A 19,154-nucleotide genomic window follows, 5' to 3' on the forward strand; every position below is an offset into this window, starting at 1 on the left:
CGGCCCACGTGAGGGACAGGTAACCGCCCGGCAACACACGGGACACGGCCGCGACCCACCCCGCGCCTAATTTCTGTCGCGCGACAGAAATGACCGAAGAGCCGGAGGACCCGCGATGGCGACAGCGACCACGCACGGAGCACGCGATCACGCCCGCGCCCAGCAGGGAACCCGCGCCGAGGCGATGCCCGTGGTCCCCGCGCACGACTGGCCGGCCCCGCCGCCCGAGGCGGGCCCGCTCGTGTGGGCCGAGACCGTGGCGGGCGGCAACTACACGCACAAGGTGCTGGCTCGGGGCACCGAACTGCGCCTGACCGACCTGGCCGGCGACGCCTGCGCCCACCTTCTGCTGTACGTCGCGGACCGGCCGTGGGAGCGCCTGAACGTCGCCGACACCGTCAAGGTCCAGTGGAACGCCTACCTGGGCGCGGGGCGGCTGCTCCTCTCCGACCAGGGCCGGGTGCTCGCGTCTCTGGTCGCCGACACCTCCGGCCGGCACGACGCCCTGTGCGGCACCTCCACGCTCGTACGCAACACCGAGCGCTACGGGGACGGGACCCCGCAGTCCGCGTCCCCGGCCGGCCGCGAGCTGTTCAAGCTGGCCGCCGCCAAGAACGGGCTCACGCCCCGCGATCTGCCGCCCTCGCTCTCCCTCTTCCAGGGGGTGGAGGTACGCGACGACGGCTCGGTCGATTTCACCGGCTCGGCCGGACCCGGCGCCGCCGTCACCCTGCGCGCCGAGCAGGACGTCACCGTGCTGATCGCGAACGTGCCGCACCCGGCCGACCCGCGCCCCGCCTACACGAGCACCCCCCTGGAGGTGCTGGCCTGGCGCGCCCGGCCGACCACGGCGGGCGACCCGCTGTGGGAGGCCACCCCCGAGGGCCGCCGCGCCTTTCTCAACACCGCCGAATTCCTTGCCACGAGGGGGCTCGCATGACACACGCCACCGTCCCGGCCCGCGCCGCCTGGTCCGCGCTCCTGCGCGCCGGCCAGACGCTCACCGTCACCGACCTGCACGGCAACCAGGCCGTCGACTTCCTCGTGTACGACGCCGCGGACACCGCCGTCCGCTACAGCGCGCCCGACACCATCCAGGCCCAGGGGAACATCTTCCTGACCACGGGCAGTGTGCTGATGTCGAACGAGCACACCGCGCTGATGACCGTCACCGAGGACGAGGTCGGCCGGCACGACACGGTCGGCGGCGCCTGCTCCAAGGAGTCGAACACCCTGCGCTACGGGCACCACACCTGGGCCCAGCACGCCTGCGTGGACAACTTCCTCGCGGAGGGCTCCCGTTACGGCCTCGGCAAGCGCGACCTCGTGTCGAACATCAACTGGTACATGAACGTGCCCGTCGAGAAGGACGGCACCCTCGGCATCGTCGACGGCCTCTCCGCCCCGGGGCGCAGGCTGACCCTGCGCGCCGACCGCGACGTGATCGTGCTCGTCTCCAACTGCCCCCAGATCAACAACCCGTGCAACGGCTTCGAGCCGACCGCGGTCGCGATGACGATCGGGGCCTCCGCATGAGCTTCGACACCCTCCTGGTCGCCAACCGCGGCGAGATAGCCGTCCGCATCATCCGCACGGCCCGCGAACTGGGCCTGCGCACCGTCGCCGTGTACTCCGACGCCGACCGCGCCGCACCCCATGTCCGCCTCGCCGACCAGGCCGTACGCCTCGGCCCCGCCCCCGCCAAGGAGTCCTACCTCGACGCGGACCTGGTCCTGAAGGCCGCCAAGGACACCGGGGCAGGGGCCGTCCACCCCGGATACGGCTTCCTGTCCGAGGACGCGGCGTTCGCCCGCCGCTGCGAGGACGCCGGGATCGTGTTCGTCGGGCCCACGCCGGAGCAGCTCGAACTGTTCGGCGCCAAGCACACGGCGCGGGCCGCGGCCGAGGCCGCCGGGGTGCCACTGGCACCGGGCACGGGACTGCTCCCCGGCCTGCCCGAGGCCCTGGAGGCGGCCGCCCGCATCGGCTACCCCGTCATGCTCAAGGCCACCGGCGGTGGCGGCGGAATCGGTATGTCGGCATGTCGGTCCGCCGGGGAACTGTCGGAGGCCTGGGACCGGGTGCAGCGCGTCGCGGCGGCCTCCTTCTCCTCGGCCGGGGTGTTCCTGGAGCGCCTGGTGGAGCACGCCCGCCATGTCGAGGTGCAGGTCTTCGGCGACGGCCGGGGCCGTGTCGTGACCTTCGGCGACCGCGACTGCTCGCTCCAGCGCCGCAACCAGAAGGTCCTGGAGGAGGCACCCGCTCCCGGCCTGCCCGCCCCCGTCCGCGACCGGCTCGCCTCCGCCGCCCGCGAGTTGTGCGCCTCGGTCGGCTACCGCTCGGCCGGAACCGTCGAGTTCGTCTACGACGCCGCCCGCGAGGAGGCGTACTTCCTGGAGGTCAACACCCGCCTCCAGGTCGAACACCCGGTCACCGAGGAGATCTACGGCGTCGACCTGGTCGCCTGGATGCTGCGGCTGGCCCGGGGCGAGTCCGATGTCGTACGGGAACCGGGCGCACCGCGCGGACACGCCGTCGAGGCCCGGCTGTACGCCGAGGACCCCTCGCGCGAACACCGCCCCAGCGCGGGCCTGTTGACCCGGGTGGCGTTCCCCGGCGGGGTCCGCGTCGACGGCTGGGTCGAGACCGGCACCGAGGTGACCACCTCCTACGACCCGATGCTCGCGAAGGTCATCGCGTACGGGGCGGACCGGGCCGAGGCCCTGGAACGCCTCGACGAGGCACTGGCCGCGACCCGCGTGGACGGCATCGAGACCAACCTCGGCCTGGTGCGGGCCGCGCTCGCCGAACCGGCCTTCCGGGAGGCGGAGCACTCCACCGCCACGCTCGCCGGAGTGAGCGATCCCACCCCACGTGTCGAGGTCGTGTCCGGCGGCACGCTCACCACCGTGCAGGACTGGCCCGGCCGCACCGGCTACTGGCAGGTCGGGGTGCCGCCGTGCGGACCGATGGACGACCTCTCCTTCCGGCTCGGCAACCGCGCGCTCGGCAACCCCGAGGGCGCGCCCGGACTCGAATGCACCTTGCAGGGACCGGCGTTGAGGTTCACCCACGCCACGACGGTCTGCGTCACGGGCGCACCCGCGCCGGTGACCGTGGACGGGTCGCCCGCCCCCCAGTGGGAGCCGGTGACCGTCCCGGCCGGAGCGGTGCTGGAGGTGGGGGCGCCCACCGGCCACGGTCTGCGCACCTACGTCCTGTTCGCGGGCGGCGGCCTGGACGTGCCCGCCTTCCTCGGCAGCGCCGCCACGTTCACCCTCGGCCGGTTCGGCGGCCACGGCGGCCGGACCCTGCGGACCGGTGACGTCCTGCACGGCGGCACGGTCACCGGACGCGGGACACCCGTGCCGCCCGCCGAACGCCCCGGCTTCACCGCCGCGTGGCGGATCGGGGCCCTCGAAGGACCGCACGCCGCGCCGGAGTTCTTCACCGAGGACGACATCCACGACTTCTACGCCGCCGACTGGAAGGTCCACTTCAACTCGGCCCGCACCGGCGTGCGGCTCGTCGGCCCCAAGCCCCGCTGGGCCCGCACCGACGGCGGCGAGGCCGGCCTGCACCCCTCCAACATCCACGACACCCCCTACTCGGTCGGGGCCGTCGACTACACCGGCGACATGCCGGTGCTGCTCGGCCCGGACGGCCCCTCCCTGGGCGGCTTCGTGTGCCCGGCGACCGTCGTCAGCACGGAACGCTGGAAGCTCGGCCAGCTCCGCCCCGGCGACACCGTGCGCTTCGCGCCGCTGGCCGACGACGGCTCCGCGCGGCCCGCGATCGTCGACGGCGGGGTGCTCGCCCGGGACGGCGACGTGACGTACCGCCGCAGCGGCGACGACAACCTGCTCGTCGAATTCGGCCCCATGCAACTGGACCTCGCGTTGCGCATGCGGGTCCACGCGCTGATGGAGGCGGTCACGGCGGCCGGTCTCGACGGTGTCACCGATCTGACCCCGGGCATCCGCTCGCTCCAGATCCAGACCGACCCGCGCCGGCTCCCCCAGCGCGAACTCCTGGACACCGTACGGCGCACCGTTCGCGCCCTCCCCCCGAGCGACCGGCTCGTCGTCCCCTCCCGCACCGTCCATCTCCCGCTGTCCTGGGACGACCCGGCCACGCGCGAGGCCATCGCCCGCTACATGGCCGGCGTCCGCGACGACGCCCCCTGGTGCCCGTGGAACATCGAGTTCATCCGCCGCGTCAACGGCCTGGACTCCGTGGACGACGTGTACCGCACCGTCTTCGACGCCGAGTACCTCGTCCTCGGCCTCGGCGACGTCTACCTCGGTGCCCCGGTCGCCACCCCGCTCGACCCGCGGCACCGCCTGGTCACCACGAAGTACAACCCGGCCCGCACCTGGACCGCCGAGAACTCGGTCGGGATCGGCGGCGCCTACCTGTGCGTCTACGGCATGGAGGGCCCTGGCGGCTACCAGTTCGTCGGCCGTACGACCCAGGTGTGGTCGCCCTGGCAGCAGCGCGGCGCGTTCGAGCAGGGCTCGCCCTGGCTGCTGCGCTTCTTCGACCGGATCAAGTGGTACCCGGTGGAGGCCGACGAACTCCTCGAACTGCGGGCCGACATCATCTCCGGCCGCTTCGTGCCGCGCGTCGAGGAGGGCACCTTCTCGCTCGCCGCGTACGAGGCCTTCCTCGCCGAGAACGCCGGGTCCATCGCGGAGTTCCGGTCCCGGCAGGGCGACGCGTTCTCCGCCGAGCGGGACGCCTGGGAGGCGGCGGGCGAGTTCACGCGTGCCGAGGCGGCGCAGAGCGCCCCCGCGCCGGCCGTCGAGGTGAGCGTCCCGGCGGGCGGCCGGCTGATCGAGGCCGAGTTCGCCGCGTCGGTGTGGCAGCTCAACGTGGCCCCGGGCGACCAGGTCACGGCGGGGCAGCCGCTGCTCGCGCTGGAGGCGATGAAGATGGAGTCACGGGTCCCCGCGCCGATCGACGGCGTGGTCCAGCGGATCCTCACCCGGCCGGGCGCCCAGGTGGAGGCGGGCACGGCCCTGCTCGTGCTCGCGCCCCCGGAACCGTCGGCCCCCTGACCGCCGGCCCCGCCCGATCGCCCCCTCTCCGCCCGCTCACGACCTCCGTCACCAGGAGCTGCGATGTCCGTCCTCACCCGAGTCCGCCTGGCGTACGCCCGTATCGAGGCCGTGGACCGCCCCGAGATCTGGATCGACCTGCGCCCCCGGGCGGAGGCCGAGCGCGAGGCCCGTGCCGTGGACGAGCGGGTCGCCGCCGGAGAGCGCCTCCCGCTCGCCGGCCGGCTCCTCGCCGTGAAGGGCAACATCGACGTGGCCGGCCTGCCCACCACCGCCGGCTGCCCGGCCTACGCCTACACCCCCGAGGCCGACGCCCCCGCGGTCGCCCGCCTCCGGGCGGCCGGAGCCCTCGTGCTCGGCACCACCAACATGGACCAGTTCGCCACCGGCCTGGTCGGCACCCGCTCCCCGTACGGCGCCGTCCGGGGAGCCCTGGACCCGGAAAGGATCAGCGGCGGCTCCAGCTCGGGATCGGCCGTGGCGGTGGCCCTCGGCATCGCCGACCTGGCGCTCGGCACGGACACCGCCGGCTCGGGCCGCGTGCCCGCCGCCTTCAACGGCGTCGTCGGCCTCAAGCCGACCCGCGGCCTGGTGCCGGCCACCGGCGTCGTCCCGGCCTGCGCCTCCCTGGACTGCGTGACCGTGTTCGCCCGCACCCTCCCGGAGGCCGAGCAGGCCCTCGCCCACCTCACGTCCCCCTCCGGACGCGAACTGCCGCCCCTGGCACAGCGCGCGCCCGGCCCGTGGCGCGTCGCCGTCCCGCCGACGGCACAGCTCGGCGAACTGGACGAGGGCTGGGCGGAGGCCTACGAGGCGGCGGTGCGCTCGCTCGTCGCGGCGGGTGCGGACGTGCGCACCCTCGACCTCGCCCCGTTCACCGAGGCCGCCGCGATGCTCTACGAGGGCGCGTTCGTCGCCGAGCGCTACACCGCGGTGGGGAGCTTTGTCGACAAGCAGATCTCCGAGGGGGGTGCCGGGCTCGACCCGACCGTCGCCGGGATCATCACCCGCGCGCGGGACGTCCCGGCCCACCAGCTCTACGCGGACCAGGAGCGGCTGGCCTCCCTGCGCGCCCGTGCCCTGGCGGAACTGGCCGACGCCGACGCGCTGCTCCTGCCGACCACCCCCGGCCATCCCACCCTCGCCGAGGTCGCCACCGACCCCCTGGGCGCCAACGCCCGTCTGGGCCGCTTCACCAACTCGACGAACCTGTTCGACCTGGCGGCGGTCGCCGTCCCGGCCGGTCGGACACCCGCGGGACATCCCTTCGGGGTGATGCTGATCGGCCCGGCGTTCACCGACGAACGCCTCGCCCGGATCGCCCGCCTCCTGGAACCGCCGACCCGCCTCGCCGTGGTGGGAGCGCATCTGTCCGGCCTGCCGCTGAACCCGCAGTTGCTCTCCCTGGGCGCCCGCCTGGAACGTACGACGACCACCGCCGCCGTCTACCGTCTGCACGCCCTGGCGACCACTCCGCCCAAGCCGGGACTCGTCCATGTCGGCGCGGGCGGCGCCGCCGTCGAGGCCGAGGTGTGGAGCCTGCCCGCCGACGGCCTGGGACGGCTGCTGGCCACGCTCCCCCGCCCGATGGCCCTGGGCAGCGTCGAACTCGCCGACGGCACCCACGTACCCGGCTTCCTCTGCGAACCGGGCGCGCTGGACGGCGCGCCGGACATCACCCGCCACGGCGGCTGGCGCGCCTACCTGGACGGCCGGCAGGCCCGCTGACCGCACCCCGCCGCGACGGGCGCGGGGTGCGGACCGCCGTCGGTCAGCCGACCGACGAGTAGGCCACGACCCCGCGCAGCAGGGCCTCGACCGCCTTACGGGCGTTCTTCGCGACCGTCGACCTCTCGCCGCCCGAGACGGGCGCCGCGGCCGCGATCTGGCCGAGGACGTCGATGACCTGCTTGCACCAGCGCACGAAGTCACCGGCGGGCATCTCGGCCTCGCGCAGCACCTCGTCCAGGCCCTTGCCCGACGCCCACTCGTGGGCGGCCCAGGCGAAGCCGAGGTCCGGCTCGCGCTGGCCCACACCCTCCGTCTGGTTGATCCGGAAGTCCTCCTCCAGCGCGTCCAGCCGGCCCCAGATGCGCACCATCTCGCCGAGGGCGGCCTTGGCCTTGCCGGACGGCACCTTCGGCGCCATCGCGTCGTCGGCGACCCGGGACTCGTACACCAACGCCGAGACGCAGGCGGCCAGTTCGGCCGGGGAGAGCCCGTCCCAGACGCCGGCGCGCAGGCATTCGCTGGCCAGCAGGTCGAGTTCGCCGTACAGCCGGGCGAGCCGCTTGCCGTGCTCGGTGACCTCGTCGCCGCGCAGATAGTCCAGCTCGGTGAGCAGGGCCACGATCCGGTCGAAGGTACGGGCGATGGTGTTCGTCCGGCCCTCGATGCGGCGCTCGAGCTGCGAGGTGTCGCGCTTGAGCCGGTGATACCGCTCGGCCCAACGGGCGTGGTCCTCGCGGTCGTTGCAGCCGTGGCAGGGGTGCGCGCGGATCGCCGTGCGCAGCCGGGCGATCTCACGGTCGTCGGCGGCCTCGGAGCGCCGCTTGCGGTGCCGGTCCGGGACGATGTGCCCGGCCTTCGTGCGCAGCGCCGAGGCGAGGTCTCTGCGGGACTGCGGCGAACGGGGGTTGAAGGACTTGGGGATCCGCATCCGGTCGAGCGCCTCGACCGGCACCGGGAAGTCCATCGACGCCAGCCGCTTCACCTGGCGCTCGGCGGTGAGCACCAACGGACGCGGCCCGTCGTGCTGCTCGAACCCGCGGTGGCCGTTCGACCGGCCCGCGGGCAGCCCGGGATCGAGCACCAGCGCCAGTCCCGCGTACTTGCCGGTCGGCACATGGATGACGTCACCCGGCTTGAGCTTCTCCAGGGCGACGGCCGCCTCGGCACGGCGCTCGGACATCCCCTGCCGCGCCAGCTCGGTCTCACGGTCCTTCAGCTCGCGGCGCAGCCCCATGTACGCGTCGAAGTCCCCGAGATGGCAGGTCATCGACTCCTTGTAGCCTTCGAGGCCCTCCTCGTTGCGCTGCACCTGCCGAGAGATCCCGACGACCGACTTGTCGGCCTGGAACTGCGCGAACGACGTCTCCAGCAGCTCGCGCGAGCGGTGCCGGCCGAACTGCTCGACCAGGTTCACCGCCATGTTGTACGAGGGCTTGAAGCTGGAGCGCAGCGGATAGGTGCGGGTGCCCGCGAGTCCCGCGAGGTGCTCGGGGCTGAAGCCGCGCTGCCACAGCACGACCGCGTGACCCTCGACATCGATACCGCGGCGGCCGGCCCGGCCCGTGAGCTGGGTGTACTCACCGGGGGTGATGTCGGCGTGCTGCTCGCCGTTCCACTTGACGAGCTTTTCCAGCACCACCGAGCGGGCCGGCATGTTGATGCCCAGCGCGAGCGTCTCCGTCGCGAAGACGGCCTTGACGAGGCCGCGCACGAAGAGTTCCTCGACGACCTCCTTGAACGTGGGCAGCATGCCCGCGTGGTGGGCGGCGATGCCGCGCTCCAGACCCTCCAGCCACTCGAAGTAGCCGAGGACGTGCAGGTCCTCGTCCGGGATGGAGGCGGTGCGCTCCTCGACGAGTTCACGCACCCGGGCGCGCGCCGCGTCGTCGTTCAGCCGCAGACCCGCGTACAGGCACTGCTGCACGGCGGCCTCGCAGGCCGCGCGGCTGAAGATGAACGTGATGGCGGGCAGCAGCCCTTCGGCGTCGAGCCGCTCGATGACCTCGGGCCGGCCCGGCGTCCAGATCCGCGAACGCTGTCTGCGCTCACGCTCCCGGTCGGCCTCGCGCATCGCGCGGCCGCGTCTGCGGTCCTGGTACGAGGGACGGCTCGCCTCCATGCGCGCCATGCGCGTGAGGTCGGGGTTGACGGCCTTGCGCTGGCCCTCGCCCTCCTCGAAGAGGTCGTACATCCGCCGCCCGGCCAGCACGTGCTGGAACAGCGGGACGGGCCGGTGCTCGGAGACGATCACCTGGGTGTCGCCGCGCACGGTGTCCAGCCAGTCGCCGAACTCCTCGGCGTTCGACACCGTCGCCGAGAGCGACACCAGGGTCACCGACTCGGGGAGGTGGATGATCACTTCCTCCCAGACGGCGCCACGGAAGCGGTCGGAGAGGTAATGCACCTCGTCCATCACCACGTAGCCGAGGCCGAGAAGGGTCTGCGAGCCCGCGTACAGCATGTTCCGCAGGACCTCGGTGGTCATGACGACCACCGGTGCCTCGGAGTTGACGCTGTTGTCGCCGGTGAGCAGGCCGACCTTGTCCGCGCCGTAGCGGCGGCACAGGTCGGCGTACTTCTGGTTGGAGAGCGCCTTGATCGGCGTGGTGTAGAAGCACTTCTTGCCCTGCTGGAGGGCGAGGTGGACGGCGAACTCGCCGACGATCGTCTTGCCCGAGCCGGTGGGCGCGGCCACCAGCACACCCTTGCCCGCTTCGAGCGCCTGGCAGGCCTCGATCTGGAAGGGGTCGAGGCCGAAGTCGTACATCTCGCGGAAGGAGGCGAGCGCGGTGGCCTGCTCGGCAGCGCGCCTGCGTGCTGCCGCATACCGCTCGGCCGGTGAGAGGTCCTCTGTCATCGTGCTTTCGAGACTACCGGGAGGCACTGACACAAGGACGATCATTATCCGGATAAGCGGCTGTGAAACCCCGGATCCCCGCAGCTCAGGGAAGTGCGACGCGCACCGCGCCCCGTACGCACTCCGCCGTGAGCGGCAGCGGGCCCAGCGGCTCCCCGTCCGCGTAGCCGGTGACGTCCTCGGCGAGGAGTTCGACCTTGGCCGCCCGCAGCACGCTCACCACGGGATGGCCGACGTGGGTGCCCTTGTAGACGCGGGGGAAGATCTTGAGCAGGGTGGAGCGGGAGCAGTCCCCGACCACCGTGATGTCGAACAGTCCGTCGCCGAGGCTGGCGCCGGGACAGATCCTCATGCCGCCGCCGTACGACGATCCGTTGCCGACGGCCACCAGCGTCGCCTCGGTCTCCAGCGTCTCGCCGCCGTCGAGCGTGATGCGGTACGGGACGGGCCGGAAGGCGGCCAGTTCGGCGACCATGGCGACGTCGTACTTGAAACGGCCCACGGGCAGGCGCATCCGGTTCCCGCGGTCGTTGACCCGGGAGTCGAACCCGGAGGCCAGGACGGTGCCGAACCAGGTGCCGTTCACCCGGCCCAGGTCGACCTCGCGCAGCCGCTCGCCCTTCAGCGCCTCGGCGATCATGCGGCCCGCGGCCGCCGGGTCGCCCACGGGCAGGCCGAGGGCCCGCGCGAAGTCGTTGCCGGTGCCGGCGGCGACCAGTCCGAAGGGGGTACGGGTTCCGGCGACGGCCTGGAGGGCCAGGTTCGCCATGCCGTCCCCGCCGACCGCGACGAGCGCGCCGGTGCCGCCGGCGACCGCCTCGCGCGCCCGCGCCAAGGCGTCCGCCGGGTCCTCGCCCTGGACCGTATCGACGGAGAATCCCGCGGCACGCAAAGCCGAAGCGGCCGGAAGCGCCGCGCGGGCGCCCCGGCCGCGGCCCGCGGTGGGGTTGACTATGAGGGTGATCTCGCTGGTCACAGGGTGACCCTACGAGGTCACGGGCTCCGTCAGGTCACGTCGTCATAACCGTTGACCCGGTCCGTCGTGGCCTGCTCCGGAAGGGTCCGGCGGGGCGGCGACACGCTCTCGACGCCGCCGATGTCCTCAGGGGTGAGGTCGAGCTCGGAGGCCTCGTCGTCGGCGGGACCGGACTCGTCGCGCCGGCGCTTGCGCCGGTCGTTGAGCAGGGAGAAGAGGACCGCGCCGAAGTACAGGATCCAGATCGGCCCGGCGAGCGCGAGCATCGTCAGCGGGTCGGTGCTGGGCGTGGCGACGGCGGCGAAGACCGTGATGCCGATGATCATGCCGCGCCACCAGCCGAGCATGCGCTTGCCGGTGAGGATGCCCGTGAGGTTCAGCATCACCAGCAGCAGGGGCAGCTCGAAGGAGAGACCGAACACGACGACCATGCGCGTGACCAGGTCGAGCAGGTCGTCCAGCGGCAGGAGGTTGTTCACGCCGTCCGGCGTGAACTCCATCAGGACCTTCGCCGTGGTGGGAAGCACCTTGTAGGCGAAGAACGCGCCGCCGAGGAACAGCGGGACGCCGGTGCCGACGAACGCGTACGCGTACTTCTTCTCACTCCTGTGCAGACCCGGGGCGACGAACGCCCAGAGCTGGTAGAGCCAGACCGGCGAGGCGAGCACGACGCCCGCCATCAGGGAGACCTTCAGCGCCAGGGTGAACGGGGCGAGCAGACCGTTGATGGTGATCTGCGCGCACTGGTGGTTCTTGGGCTGCTTCGCCAGTTCGGCGAACGTCTCCGGGCACCCGACGGAGTCGAGGACCGGCTTGGTGAAGAAGTTGATGATGTCGTTGTAGTAGAAGGCCGCGACGACCGTCACGAGGACGATGGCCAGCACCGCCTTCGCGAGCCGGTTGCGGAGCTCGCGAAGATGGTCCGCGAGGGGCATGCGCCCCTCGGGGTCCTTCTCCGTGTTGCGGGCAGACGTGAGCAACCCACATCCTCATCTCATGCGGCGGGCCGGAGGTCACCGGCCCTGCGTCAGCGCTGGGTGGTGTCCGTCGGCTCGTTGACCGGGCGCGAGCTGGTCACGTCGCCGGGGGCCGCCTGGATGGTGCGCTGCGCGGGGGGCTGCTGCTCGTCGGCGGGCGGACCGGCCGGGGCCGGGCTGCTGCCCTCTTCCTTCATCGCCTTGGCCTCGCTCTTGAGGATCCGGGCGGACTTGCCGAGGGAGCGCGCCATGTCCGGAAGCTTCTTCGCGCCGAACAGCAGGATGATGACGACGAGGATGAGAATGATCTCGGGAGCTCCGAGCCTTCCGAACATAAGTCTTTACCTTCTCACCGAGGCTGCATGGTCGGGGTGCTGGCTGATCGATCGGACATGTGTCCGATCATCGTGATGTCAGCGATCGTAACGCTCAGGGGTGAACGCGGGGCAATCCCTGTGCGTACTCCCAGTTCGCGGCCCGCGCCTCATTCTCCGGGCCGCGTCCATGAGCGTACCTGGCCCCCGCACCAAGTCGACAGGCTGGCGTGACGCATTACGCATCCATGGAACGACTCATACCGTATCCATGGAGCGTGCCGCCGCGACCGTGGCCCTTTCCAGGTCCTCGGAGGCGGTGCTGATACGGCGCGCGGAATCGGCCACCTGGCGGCCCAGACGCTCCGCTTCCAGGAAGACACGGACGGCGAGGATCCCGAGCACGGTGATTCCCAGGAAACCCGCGGCGATCGCAAACATCGGCCAGAACATGACCTCGACCCTAGAGGGTGGAGTGCAGCCGCAGTGTGCGGACCCCGCCCCCGGTGAGCAGTTCGACGATGCGTTCCCCCGCCGGCTTGCGGACCGCCGACCCGCACGCGGGGCAGGTGAACGAGTAGAACGTCGTACGGCTGCTGGCGCCGATGGCCAGGCGCAGGGCACCGGGCGTGAGCTCGAAACCGGCCCGGCAGTCGGGGCAGGCGGCCTTGAACATGACCTCGACGACCCGGCGCATCCCGGCGAAGGCCGTCCCCACCGACATCTCCGGCCCGCCCGGGACCGACCCGGCGCGCGCCGCGGAGCCCGCGGCCGACCCGGCACGTCCGGTCCCACCCGCCCGCCGTACGGAACCCGGCTTCTCCGGGCCACCCGGCCTTCCCTGCGCACCAGACGTCGGCGTCCTCAAAGCCCCTGCTCCCGCCCCTCGTACGGACTGTCCTGGACCCCGGGCCCGCCGGGACCGTCGTAGGCGGCGAGCGCCTCGCGGGCCGCGCTGCGGGCGCTGTCCGCGAGAGCCTGCGGCGAGACGATCCGGCCGTCACCGCCGAGACGCAGGGCCAGCCGCCGCAGCGAGGCGGGGTCGGGGGTCCGCAAGGTGATACGCAGCCCGCCGTCCGGCAGCTCATCCGCGCTGTCGTGCGGGTAGTACTCGGCGACCCAGCGTCCGCCGGGACCCACCTCGACCACGACCTCCGGATCCTCGGCCGCGGGCTGGACGAGCCCCTCGGACAGGTCCCGCAGCTCGATCTCGGGCGGCGCGGACGGCTCGTCCAGGATGCGGATCTCGGCGACCCGGTCGAGCCGGAAGGTGCGGCGCGCCTCGGAGCGCCGGCACCAGGCCTCCACATAGGTGTGACCGACGCTGACCAGGCGGATCGGGTCGATCTCGCGTTCGCTGAGCTCGTCCCGCGAGGGCGAGTAGTAGCGGATCCACAGCCGGCGCCGCTCCGAGATCGCCCGGTCCACGTCGGCGAAGACGCCGCCCTCGGACTCGAAGGTAACCGACAGCCGGGAGCTGGCACCGGCCGCCTCGCCCGACGCGGCCTCCACCTTCGCGGTGGCCCGCAGCAGCGCCTGCCGGTCGCCCTCGCGCAGGCCGGGCAGGGTGGACACCGCGCGGGCGGCCACCAGCAGCGCGGTCGCCTCGTCGGCGGCGATCCGCAGCGGCTCGGCGACGTCGTCCGGGTTGTGCCACCAGATCCGGTCGCCGTCGGTGTCGATGTCGAGCAGATCCCCGCCGCGGAAACTCGTCCCGCACAGCGGCAGCACGTCGAGGTCGGAGATCAGCTCGTCCTCGGTGATCCCGAAGGCACGGGCCACGTCACTGACGTGGGCGCCGGGGCGCTCGCGCAGATACGTCACCAGGGACAGCATCCGCCGGGTCTGGTCGATCGCGTTCGTGGGCCTGGCCGGTTTTCCTGCCACTTTCTTACTTTTCCCCTCAGCCCTTGGCCACGGCGCGCAGCCGGTCGACCACATCGGCCCGCAGTTCGGCGGGCTCCACGACCACCACGTCCGGCCCGAACTCCACCAGCAAGGCGTCCAGACCGTGCCCGTACGGAATCTCCAACTCGTCCCAGCCCCCGCCCAGTTCCCGCACCGAGACGGCCTTGGCGCGCAGCGGGTAGCCGGCGCCGGACCGCAGCCGGATCAGCGCGGAGCGGTCGGTGATCTCCCCCGCCCAGCCGGCCACCGTCTCGCGCACGGTCACCACGTCCGGAACCTCGGCGGTGTACTTGCCCGCACGGGCGCGGACCTTGCCGGTGATCCGGGAGAGCCTGAAGACGCGTTCGGCGCCGCGGTCGCGGTCCCAGCCCGCGAGATACCAGTGGCCGCGCCAGCACTCCAGGGCCCACGGCTCCACGTGCCGGGTCCCGGGCTGCGCGGCGTTGGCCTTGCGGTAGTCGAAGACGACCGGGCGGCGGTCGCGGCAGGCGAGCATGAGCGGCTCGAAGGCCGCCTCGTGCACGGGGATGTGCGGTTCGAGGGCGCCATGGGATCCGTACGGGTCCACGTCCTCGGGCAGACCCGCGGCGCGCAGCTTCTGGAGCGCGCCGCTCGCGGCCCCGGCGAGGCGGGCCTGCTGCCAGACCTTGGCGGCCAGACCGAGGGCGGCGGCCTCCTCGGCATCGAGGGTGATCGGCGGCAGGCGGTTGCTGTCGCGGCGGGCGAGATAGCCGACCTCGCCGTCGAGGTTCTCCACCGTCTCGATGACCAGGCCGAGTTCGCGCAGATCGTCCTTGTCCCGCTCGAACATCCGGTTGAAGCTGTCGTCCGATCCGGCTTCCAGATAGGCCTCGATGGACTCGCGGAGTTCCCGCTTGCTGAGCGGCCGCCGCGTCCCGAGCAGACACAGTGCGAGGTTCATCAGCCGCTCGGCCTTGGCAATGGCCATCGACGCCCTTCCTATGGTGCTTCCGACCGATGACCGTACCGCTCCGGAGTGGCGCGGCAAAAGCCGAGGGCCCATGCCCGGACGGGCATGGGCCCCGGATGATCCCATCCGGACCGGATCCGGTCCGCCGTGATCAGACCGCGATCAGGTCGACCACGAAGATCAGCGTCTCACCCGGCTTGATCGCCGGGGTCGGGCTCTGGTTGCCGTAGGCGAGGTGCGCGGGGATGGTCAGCCGGCGACGGCCGCCGACCTTCATGCCCTGCACGCCCTTGTCCCAGCCCTTGATGACACGGCCGCCGCCGAGCGGGAAACGGAACGGCTCGCCCCGGTTCCAGCTCGCGTCGAACTCCTCACCGGTGCTGAACGACACACCCACGTAGTGCACCGTGACGTTCTGACCCGACTTGGCCTCGGGGCCGTCGCCCTCCCAGATGTCCTTGATCTCAAGGTCCGCCGGCGGCGCGCCCTCGGGGAAATCGATCTCGGGCTTCTCGATGCTCACGTCTTTGCTCCTGCTTTGTGTACGTAAGGACAACACGGACAGTCTTACATCCCCGGAGGGTTTACATCTTCGCCAGGATGTCGACCGAGAACACCAGCGTGGAGTCCTTCTTGATACCGCTGCCGGCCGGCGGGTTGTCGCCGTAGCCCAGAGCCGGCGGAATCACGATGAGGACGCGGCTGCCCACCTTCTTGCCCGTCAGCCCCTGCGCCCAGCCCTTGACGACCTGCTGCAGCGAGAACGACGTGAGCTGACCACGCTTGTACGTCGAGTCGAACTCCTTGCCGCTGTCCCACAGCACACCCTCGTACTGCACCAGGACACTGCTGTCGGCCTTGACCTCGTCGCCGTCGCCCTCGATCACGTAGTTCGCCACGAGCTTCGTCGGAGCGTCCTTCTTCGGCACCGTGATCTTGGGAGCCGAACCGTCCGTGTTCGTGCCGACCGTCGGCAGCGAGGCGTCCTTCTGCGGCACGTCCTTGCCCTTGGCGGAACTCTTCGAGTTGAACGTGTCCTCGATGTCCACCACGAACACCAGCGTGTCCGTGCCCTTGATACCCGCCTGCGCGTTGCCCTCCGAGCCGTAACCCCAGGTCGGCGGCACCGCCATCTCGACCCGGCTGCCGGTCTTCTTGCCGACCAGGCCGTAACGCCAGCCGTCGATGATCCCGCCCTGCGCCAACTGGATCACCAGCGGCGTCCCCCGGTCGTAGGAGTTGTCGAAGACCTTCGCCGTGGCCCAGATCTGACCCAGGTAGTTGGCCTGGATGTAGTCGTTCTCCGCGACCGTCTTGCCGTTCCCCGCGATCACCGTCCGGACCGCGAGATCCTTCGACGGCTCCCCCGTGCCCTTGGCCACCGTCGGCTTCTCACCGAACTTCGTACCGGCCGTGATCGCCGGCAGCGGACCGTCGACGATCTTCGGCGGAGGCGGCGCGGACGCCGCGGCCGAAGCCGAGGGCGACGGGGTCTTGCTGGACTTCGCCGTGTCTGACTTGCCGTCGTCACCGCATCCGGCGAGCGTGACCAGTCCAGCGGGTACGGAGAGAAGGAGTGAGCGTCGGCGCACGGTAGGAGCCTCGTATCGGTCGATCTTGGTGGATGGCGTGCGCGCAACTCTACGACGTGAGAAGGGCGCCGTACGGAAAACGTACGGCGCCCCGCGTTGCGTTCCGCATCCCCCACGGAACTCCCGGCTCACATTCCGGCGATGAGCTTCTCCACCCGATCGTCCACCGAACGGAACGGGTCCTTGCACAACACCGTGCGCTGCGCCTGATCGTTGAGCTTCAGGTGCACCCAGTCGACGGTGAAGTCCCGCCGCTGCTCCTGCGCCCGCCGGATGAAGTCACCACGCAGCCGCGCCCTAGTGGTCTGCGGAGGCACCGACTTGCCCTCGAAGATCTTCAAGTCGTTGCAGATCCGCGCGGCTTGCCCCTTCCTCTCCAGCAGGTAGTAGAGGCCGCGACGACGGTGGATGTCGTGGTAGGCGAGGTCTATCTGCGCGACCCGCGGATGCGACATCGTCATGTTGTGCTTCGCCCTGTACCGCTCGATGAGCTGGTACTTCATGACCCAGTCGATCTCCGTGCCGATCCGGTCGAGGTCCTCCGCCTCGATCGAGTCGAGCACGCGGCCCCACAGTTCGAGGACCTGCTCGACGGTCCCGGTGCGGATACCGCGGCGCTCACAGAAGTCCACGGCCTTCTCGTAGTACTCGCGCTGCACCTCCAGCGCTGAGGCCTCACGGCCACTGGCCAGACGCACCTTCCGGCGCCCCGTGATGTCGTGACTGACCTCCCGGATCGCCCGAATGGGGTTCTCCAGCGTCAGGTCACGCATGACGGTGCCCGCCTCGATCATGCGCAGCACGAGATCCGTGGCACCGACCTTGAGGAGCATCGTCGTCTCGGACATGTTCGAGTCGCCGACGATCACATGCAGCCGGCGGTAACGCTCGGCGTCCGCGTGCGGCTCGTCACGCGTGTTGATGATGGGCCGGGACCGCGTCGTCGCGGAACTGACGCCCTCCCAGATGTGCTCTGCCCGCTGGCTGACGCAGTACACCGCACCACGCGGAGTCTGCAGCACCTTGCCCGCGCCGCACAGCAACTGCCGCGTGACGAGGAACGGGATGAGAATGTCCGCGAGCCGGGAGAACTCCCCGTGCCGGGCCACCAGATAGTTCTCGTGGCATCCGTAGGAGTTGCCCGCCGAGTCGGTGTTGTTCTTGAAAAGATAGACGTCGCCCGCGATCCCTTCCTCGTGCAGGCGCCGTTCGGCATCCACCAGGAGACCTTCGAGAATGCGCTCGCCGGCCTTGTCGTGGGTGACGAGCTCCGTCACGTTGTCACACTCGGGTGTCGCGTATTCCGGATGTGATCCCACGTCGAGATAAAGGCGGGCACCGTTCCGCAGAAAGACATTGCTGCTGCGGCCCCATGACACGACACGGCGGAAGAGGTACCGCGCCACCTCGTCGGGAGACAGCCGGCGCTGTCCCCTGAACGTACACGTGACGCCGTACTCGTTCTCCAGCCCGAAAATGCGGCGGTCCATGACTGAACATTACGCCCGATCCCCTGAGCTGAAACGGGGTTCGACAGCTCGGTTTGGATCATTTTCCGATGAAGCCGCAACAACACCGCCCCTCCCGGTAGCTGCGAGGACCCTGCCCGTGGCCAGCAGAACCACCAGCGCGGCGGCACCCGCGACCCCCGGAACCGCGAACCCCCGGGCCGCCCCGCCCCACTCCACGACCGGCCCCGCCAGGCCCGTACCCACCGAAGCACCCACGGTGAACGTCGTCACAAGCCACGAGAAAGCCTCGGTGACCGTACCCGTCGGCGCGTGCCGGTCCACCAGCACGAAGGCACACGCGATGCTCGGCGCCAGGAACACACCCGCGAGCGTCGTCAGCACCGTCATCGCGACCGGACCCGGCACCAGCACCAGCGGGACGTAACACACCGCCAGAAGAGCAACCAGCACCCGCAGTCGCCGCTCCGGCGCCCCGCTCCACCGCCGCGAGCCGTACACCACACCGCCCAGCAGCGCGCCGAGCCCGATGCCCGCCATCAGCCACCCGTACACCGCGTCCCCGCCGTGCGCGTCCGCGTACGACACCGCCGCCACCGTGATCGAACCCAGCGCCATCCCGACGAACAGGAACGCCCCCAGCAGCGCCAGCAGCCCCGGCGAACGCAGAGCACCGAGCCAGTGCGCCTCACGCGGAGCCGAACGCCACGCGCGCGAAGGCGGCGAGACGACCACGGAAAGAGCCCCCAGGACACCGACGACCGCCAGGATCAACAGGGCGGCCTCCGCGGACCAGAGCGCCACGCACAGCGTCACCAGCAACGGTCCGACGGTGAACATCACCTCCTGCGCCACCGCGTCCATCGCGTACGCGGTGTGCACCTGCTCCTCCTCGCGCAGCACCGAGGGCCACAGCGCCCGCAGACCGCCCTCCAGCGGCGGCGTGAAGAGCCCGGCCACGGCCATCGCGGCGTACGCGAGCGCCACCGGCTCCGTCCCGGCCACGGCGAAGACACCCATCCCGAGCGCCGAGACCACCGCCGCCGGCAACTGCACCCGCGGCTGGCCGTGCACGTCCACCAGCCGGCCCAGCAGCGGCTGCCCCACCGCGTTGGCCACCCCGTACACCGCCGCGAGCGCGCCCGCCAGGCTGTACGTACCGCCCTCGGCGCGCACGAACAGGACGACGGCGATGGCCGCGGTCGCGTTCGGCAGCCGCCCCACCAGCGTCCCGGCGAGGAGCCGGGCGGCGTGCCTCGCCCTCAGGATCTCCAGGTATCCCGTAGCCATGGCATGCCCTTCTCGATAGCGCGCGACGTTCAAGTGTTACGTATAACGT

At 71.4% G+C, this 19,154-nt stretch carries 16 protein-coding genes; 4 read left to right on the forward strand and 12 right to left on the reverse strand.

Annotated elements, in window-relative coordinates:
• Positions 1-115: 115 nt before the first annotated feature.
• From ACFRIC_RS24270 to atzF, 4 genes are all read left to right on the forward strand, one after another.
• The gene (locus ACFRIC_RS24270) at positions 116-940 is read left to right on the forward strand and encodes an urea amidolyase associated protein UAAP1 (protein ID WP_382789145.1); all 825 of its coding nucleotides are present in this window, start codon (positions 116-118) and stop codon (positions 938-940) included.
• Positions 937-1,536 carry an urea amidolyase associated protein UAAP2 gene (locus ACFRIC_RS24275; protein WP_382789148.1) on the forward strand — a complete coding sequence of 200 codons (600 nt, stop codon included), beginning with the start codon at positions 937-939 and terminating at the stop codon, positions 1,534-1,536. Before ACFRIC_RS24270 ends, ACFRIC_RS24275 begins: the two co-directional genes overlap by 4 nt.
• Complete coding sequence (locus ACFRIC_RS24280) at positions 1,533-5,060, forward strand: 5-oxoprolinase/urea amidolyase family protein (protein WP_382789150.1); 3,528 nt, start codon at positions 1,533-1,535, stop codon at positions 5,058-5,060. The genes ACFRIC_RS24275 and ACFRIC_RS24280 overlap by 4 nt, the downstream gene beginning before the upstream one ends.
• A 63-nt stretch (positions 5,061-5,123) precedes the next feature.
• Positions 5,124-6,788: an allophanate hydrolase gene (gene atzF, locus ACFRIC_RS24285; RefSeq protein ID WP_382789154.1), complete on the forward strand. Its 1,665-nt coding sequence runs from the start codon at positions 5,124-5,126 to the stop codon at positions 6,786-6,788.
• 43 nt (positions 6,789-6,831) lie between these two features.
• Here atzF and ACFRIC_RS24290 read toward each other — a convergent pair whose 3' ends face one another.
• The 12 genes from ACFRIC_RS24290 to ACFRIC_RS24345 all read right to left on the reverse strand — a co-directional run bounded on the left by ACFRIC_RS24290 (position 6,832) and on the right by ACFRIC_RS24345 (position 19,105).
• Complete coding sequence (locus tag ACFRIC_RS24290; RefSeq protein ID WP_382789156.1) at positions 6,832-9,693, reverse strand: DEAD/DEAH box helicase; 2,862 nt, start codon at positions 9,691-9,693, stop codon at positions 6,832-6,834.
• Positions 9,694-9,733: 40 nt separating this feature from the next.
• A complete protein-coding gene (locus ACFRIC_RS24295) occupies positions 9,734-10,624 on the reverse strand; it encodes a diacylglycerol kinase (protein ID WP_382789159.1) in 891 nt (296 codons plus the stop codon).
• A 29-nt stretch (positions 10,625-10,653) separates the two neighbouring features.
• Positions 10,654-11,604 (reverse strand): twin-arginine translocase subunit TatC, encoded by a 951-nt coding sequence (gene tatC / locus ACFRIC_RS24300; RefSeq protein ID WP_382789162.1) that lies wholly within the window; start codon positions 11,602-11,604, stop codon positions 10,654-10,656.
• A 47-nt stretch (positions 11,605-11,651) separates the two neighbouring features.
• The gene (gene tatA, locus ACFRIC_RS24305; protein ID WP_382789164.1) at positions 11,652-11,936 is read right to left on the reverse strand and encodes a Sec-independent protein translocase subunit TatA; all 285 of its coding nucleotides are present in this window, start codon (positions 11,934-11,936) and stop codon (positions 11,652-11,654) included.
• A gap of 237 nt (positions 11,937-12,173) precedes the next feature.
• Positions 12,174-12,368, reverse strand: coding sequence for a hypothetical protein (locus tag ACFRIC_RS24310; RefSeq protein WP_382789167.1), 195 nt, complete (start codon positions 12,366-12,368; stop codon positions 12,174-12,176).
• A gap of 10 nt (positions 12,369-12,378) precedes the next feature.
• Entirely contained in the window at positions 12,379-12,639 is a 261-nt protein-coding gene (locus tag ACFRIC_RS24315) for a hypothetical protein (protein ID WP_103553753.1), read from the reverse strand.
• A 140-nt stretch (positions 12,640-12,779) separates the two neighbouring features.
• Positions 12,780-13,802 (reverse strand): helix-turn-helix transcriptional regulator, encoded by a 1,023-nt coding sequence (locus tag ACFRIC_RS24320; RefSeq protein WP_382789170.1) that lies wholly within the window; start codon positions 13,800-13,802, stop codon positions 12,780-12,782.
• A gap of 16 nt (positions 13,803-13,818) precedes the next feature.
• On the reverse strand, positions 13,819-14,772 hold the full coding sequence (locus tag ACFRIC_RS24325; protein ID WP_382789173.1) for a helix-turn-helix transcriptional regulator: 954 nt from the start codon (positions 14,770-14,772) through the stop codon (positions 13,819-13,821).
• 133 nt (positions 14,773-14,905) lie between these two features.
• A complete protein-coding gene (locus ACFRIC_RS24330; RefSeq protein ID WP_382789176.1) occupies positions 14,906-15,277 on the reverse strand; it encodes an FKBP-type peptidyl-prolyl cis-trans isomerase in 372 nt (123 codons plus the stop codon).
• A gap of 61 nt (positions 15,278-15,338) precedes the next feature.
• Positions 15,339-16,346: an FKBP-type peptidyl-prolyl cis-trans isomerase gene (locus ACFRIC_RS24335; protein ID WP_382789179.1), complete on the reverse strand. Its 1,008-nt coding sequence runs from the start codon at positions 16,344-16,346 to the stop codon at positions 15,339-15,341.
• A gap of 128 nt (positions 16,347-16,474) precedes the next feature.
• Complete coding sequence (gene pafA / locus ACFRIC_RS24340) at positions 16,475-17,836, reverse strand: Pup--protein ligase (protein WP_019066118.1); 1,362 nt, start codon at positions 17,834-17,836, stop codon at positions 16,475-16,477.
• 9 nt (positions 17,837-17,845) lie between these two features.
• Positions 17,846-19,105 carry an MFS transporter gene (locus ACFRIC_RS24345; protein ID WP_382789181.1) on the reverse strand — a complete coding sequence of 420 codons (1,260 nt, stop codon included), beginning with the start codon at positions 19,103-19,105 and terminating at the stop codon, positions 17,846-17,848.
• Between the last annotated feature and the right edge of the window lie 49 nt (positions 19,106-19,154).

Source organism: Streptomyces sp. NPDC056738 (genome assembly GCF_042790435.1).
Lineage (GTDB): Bacteria > Actinomycetota > Actinomycetes > Streptomycetales > Streptomycetaceae > Streptomyces.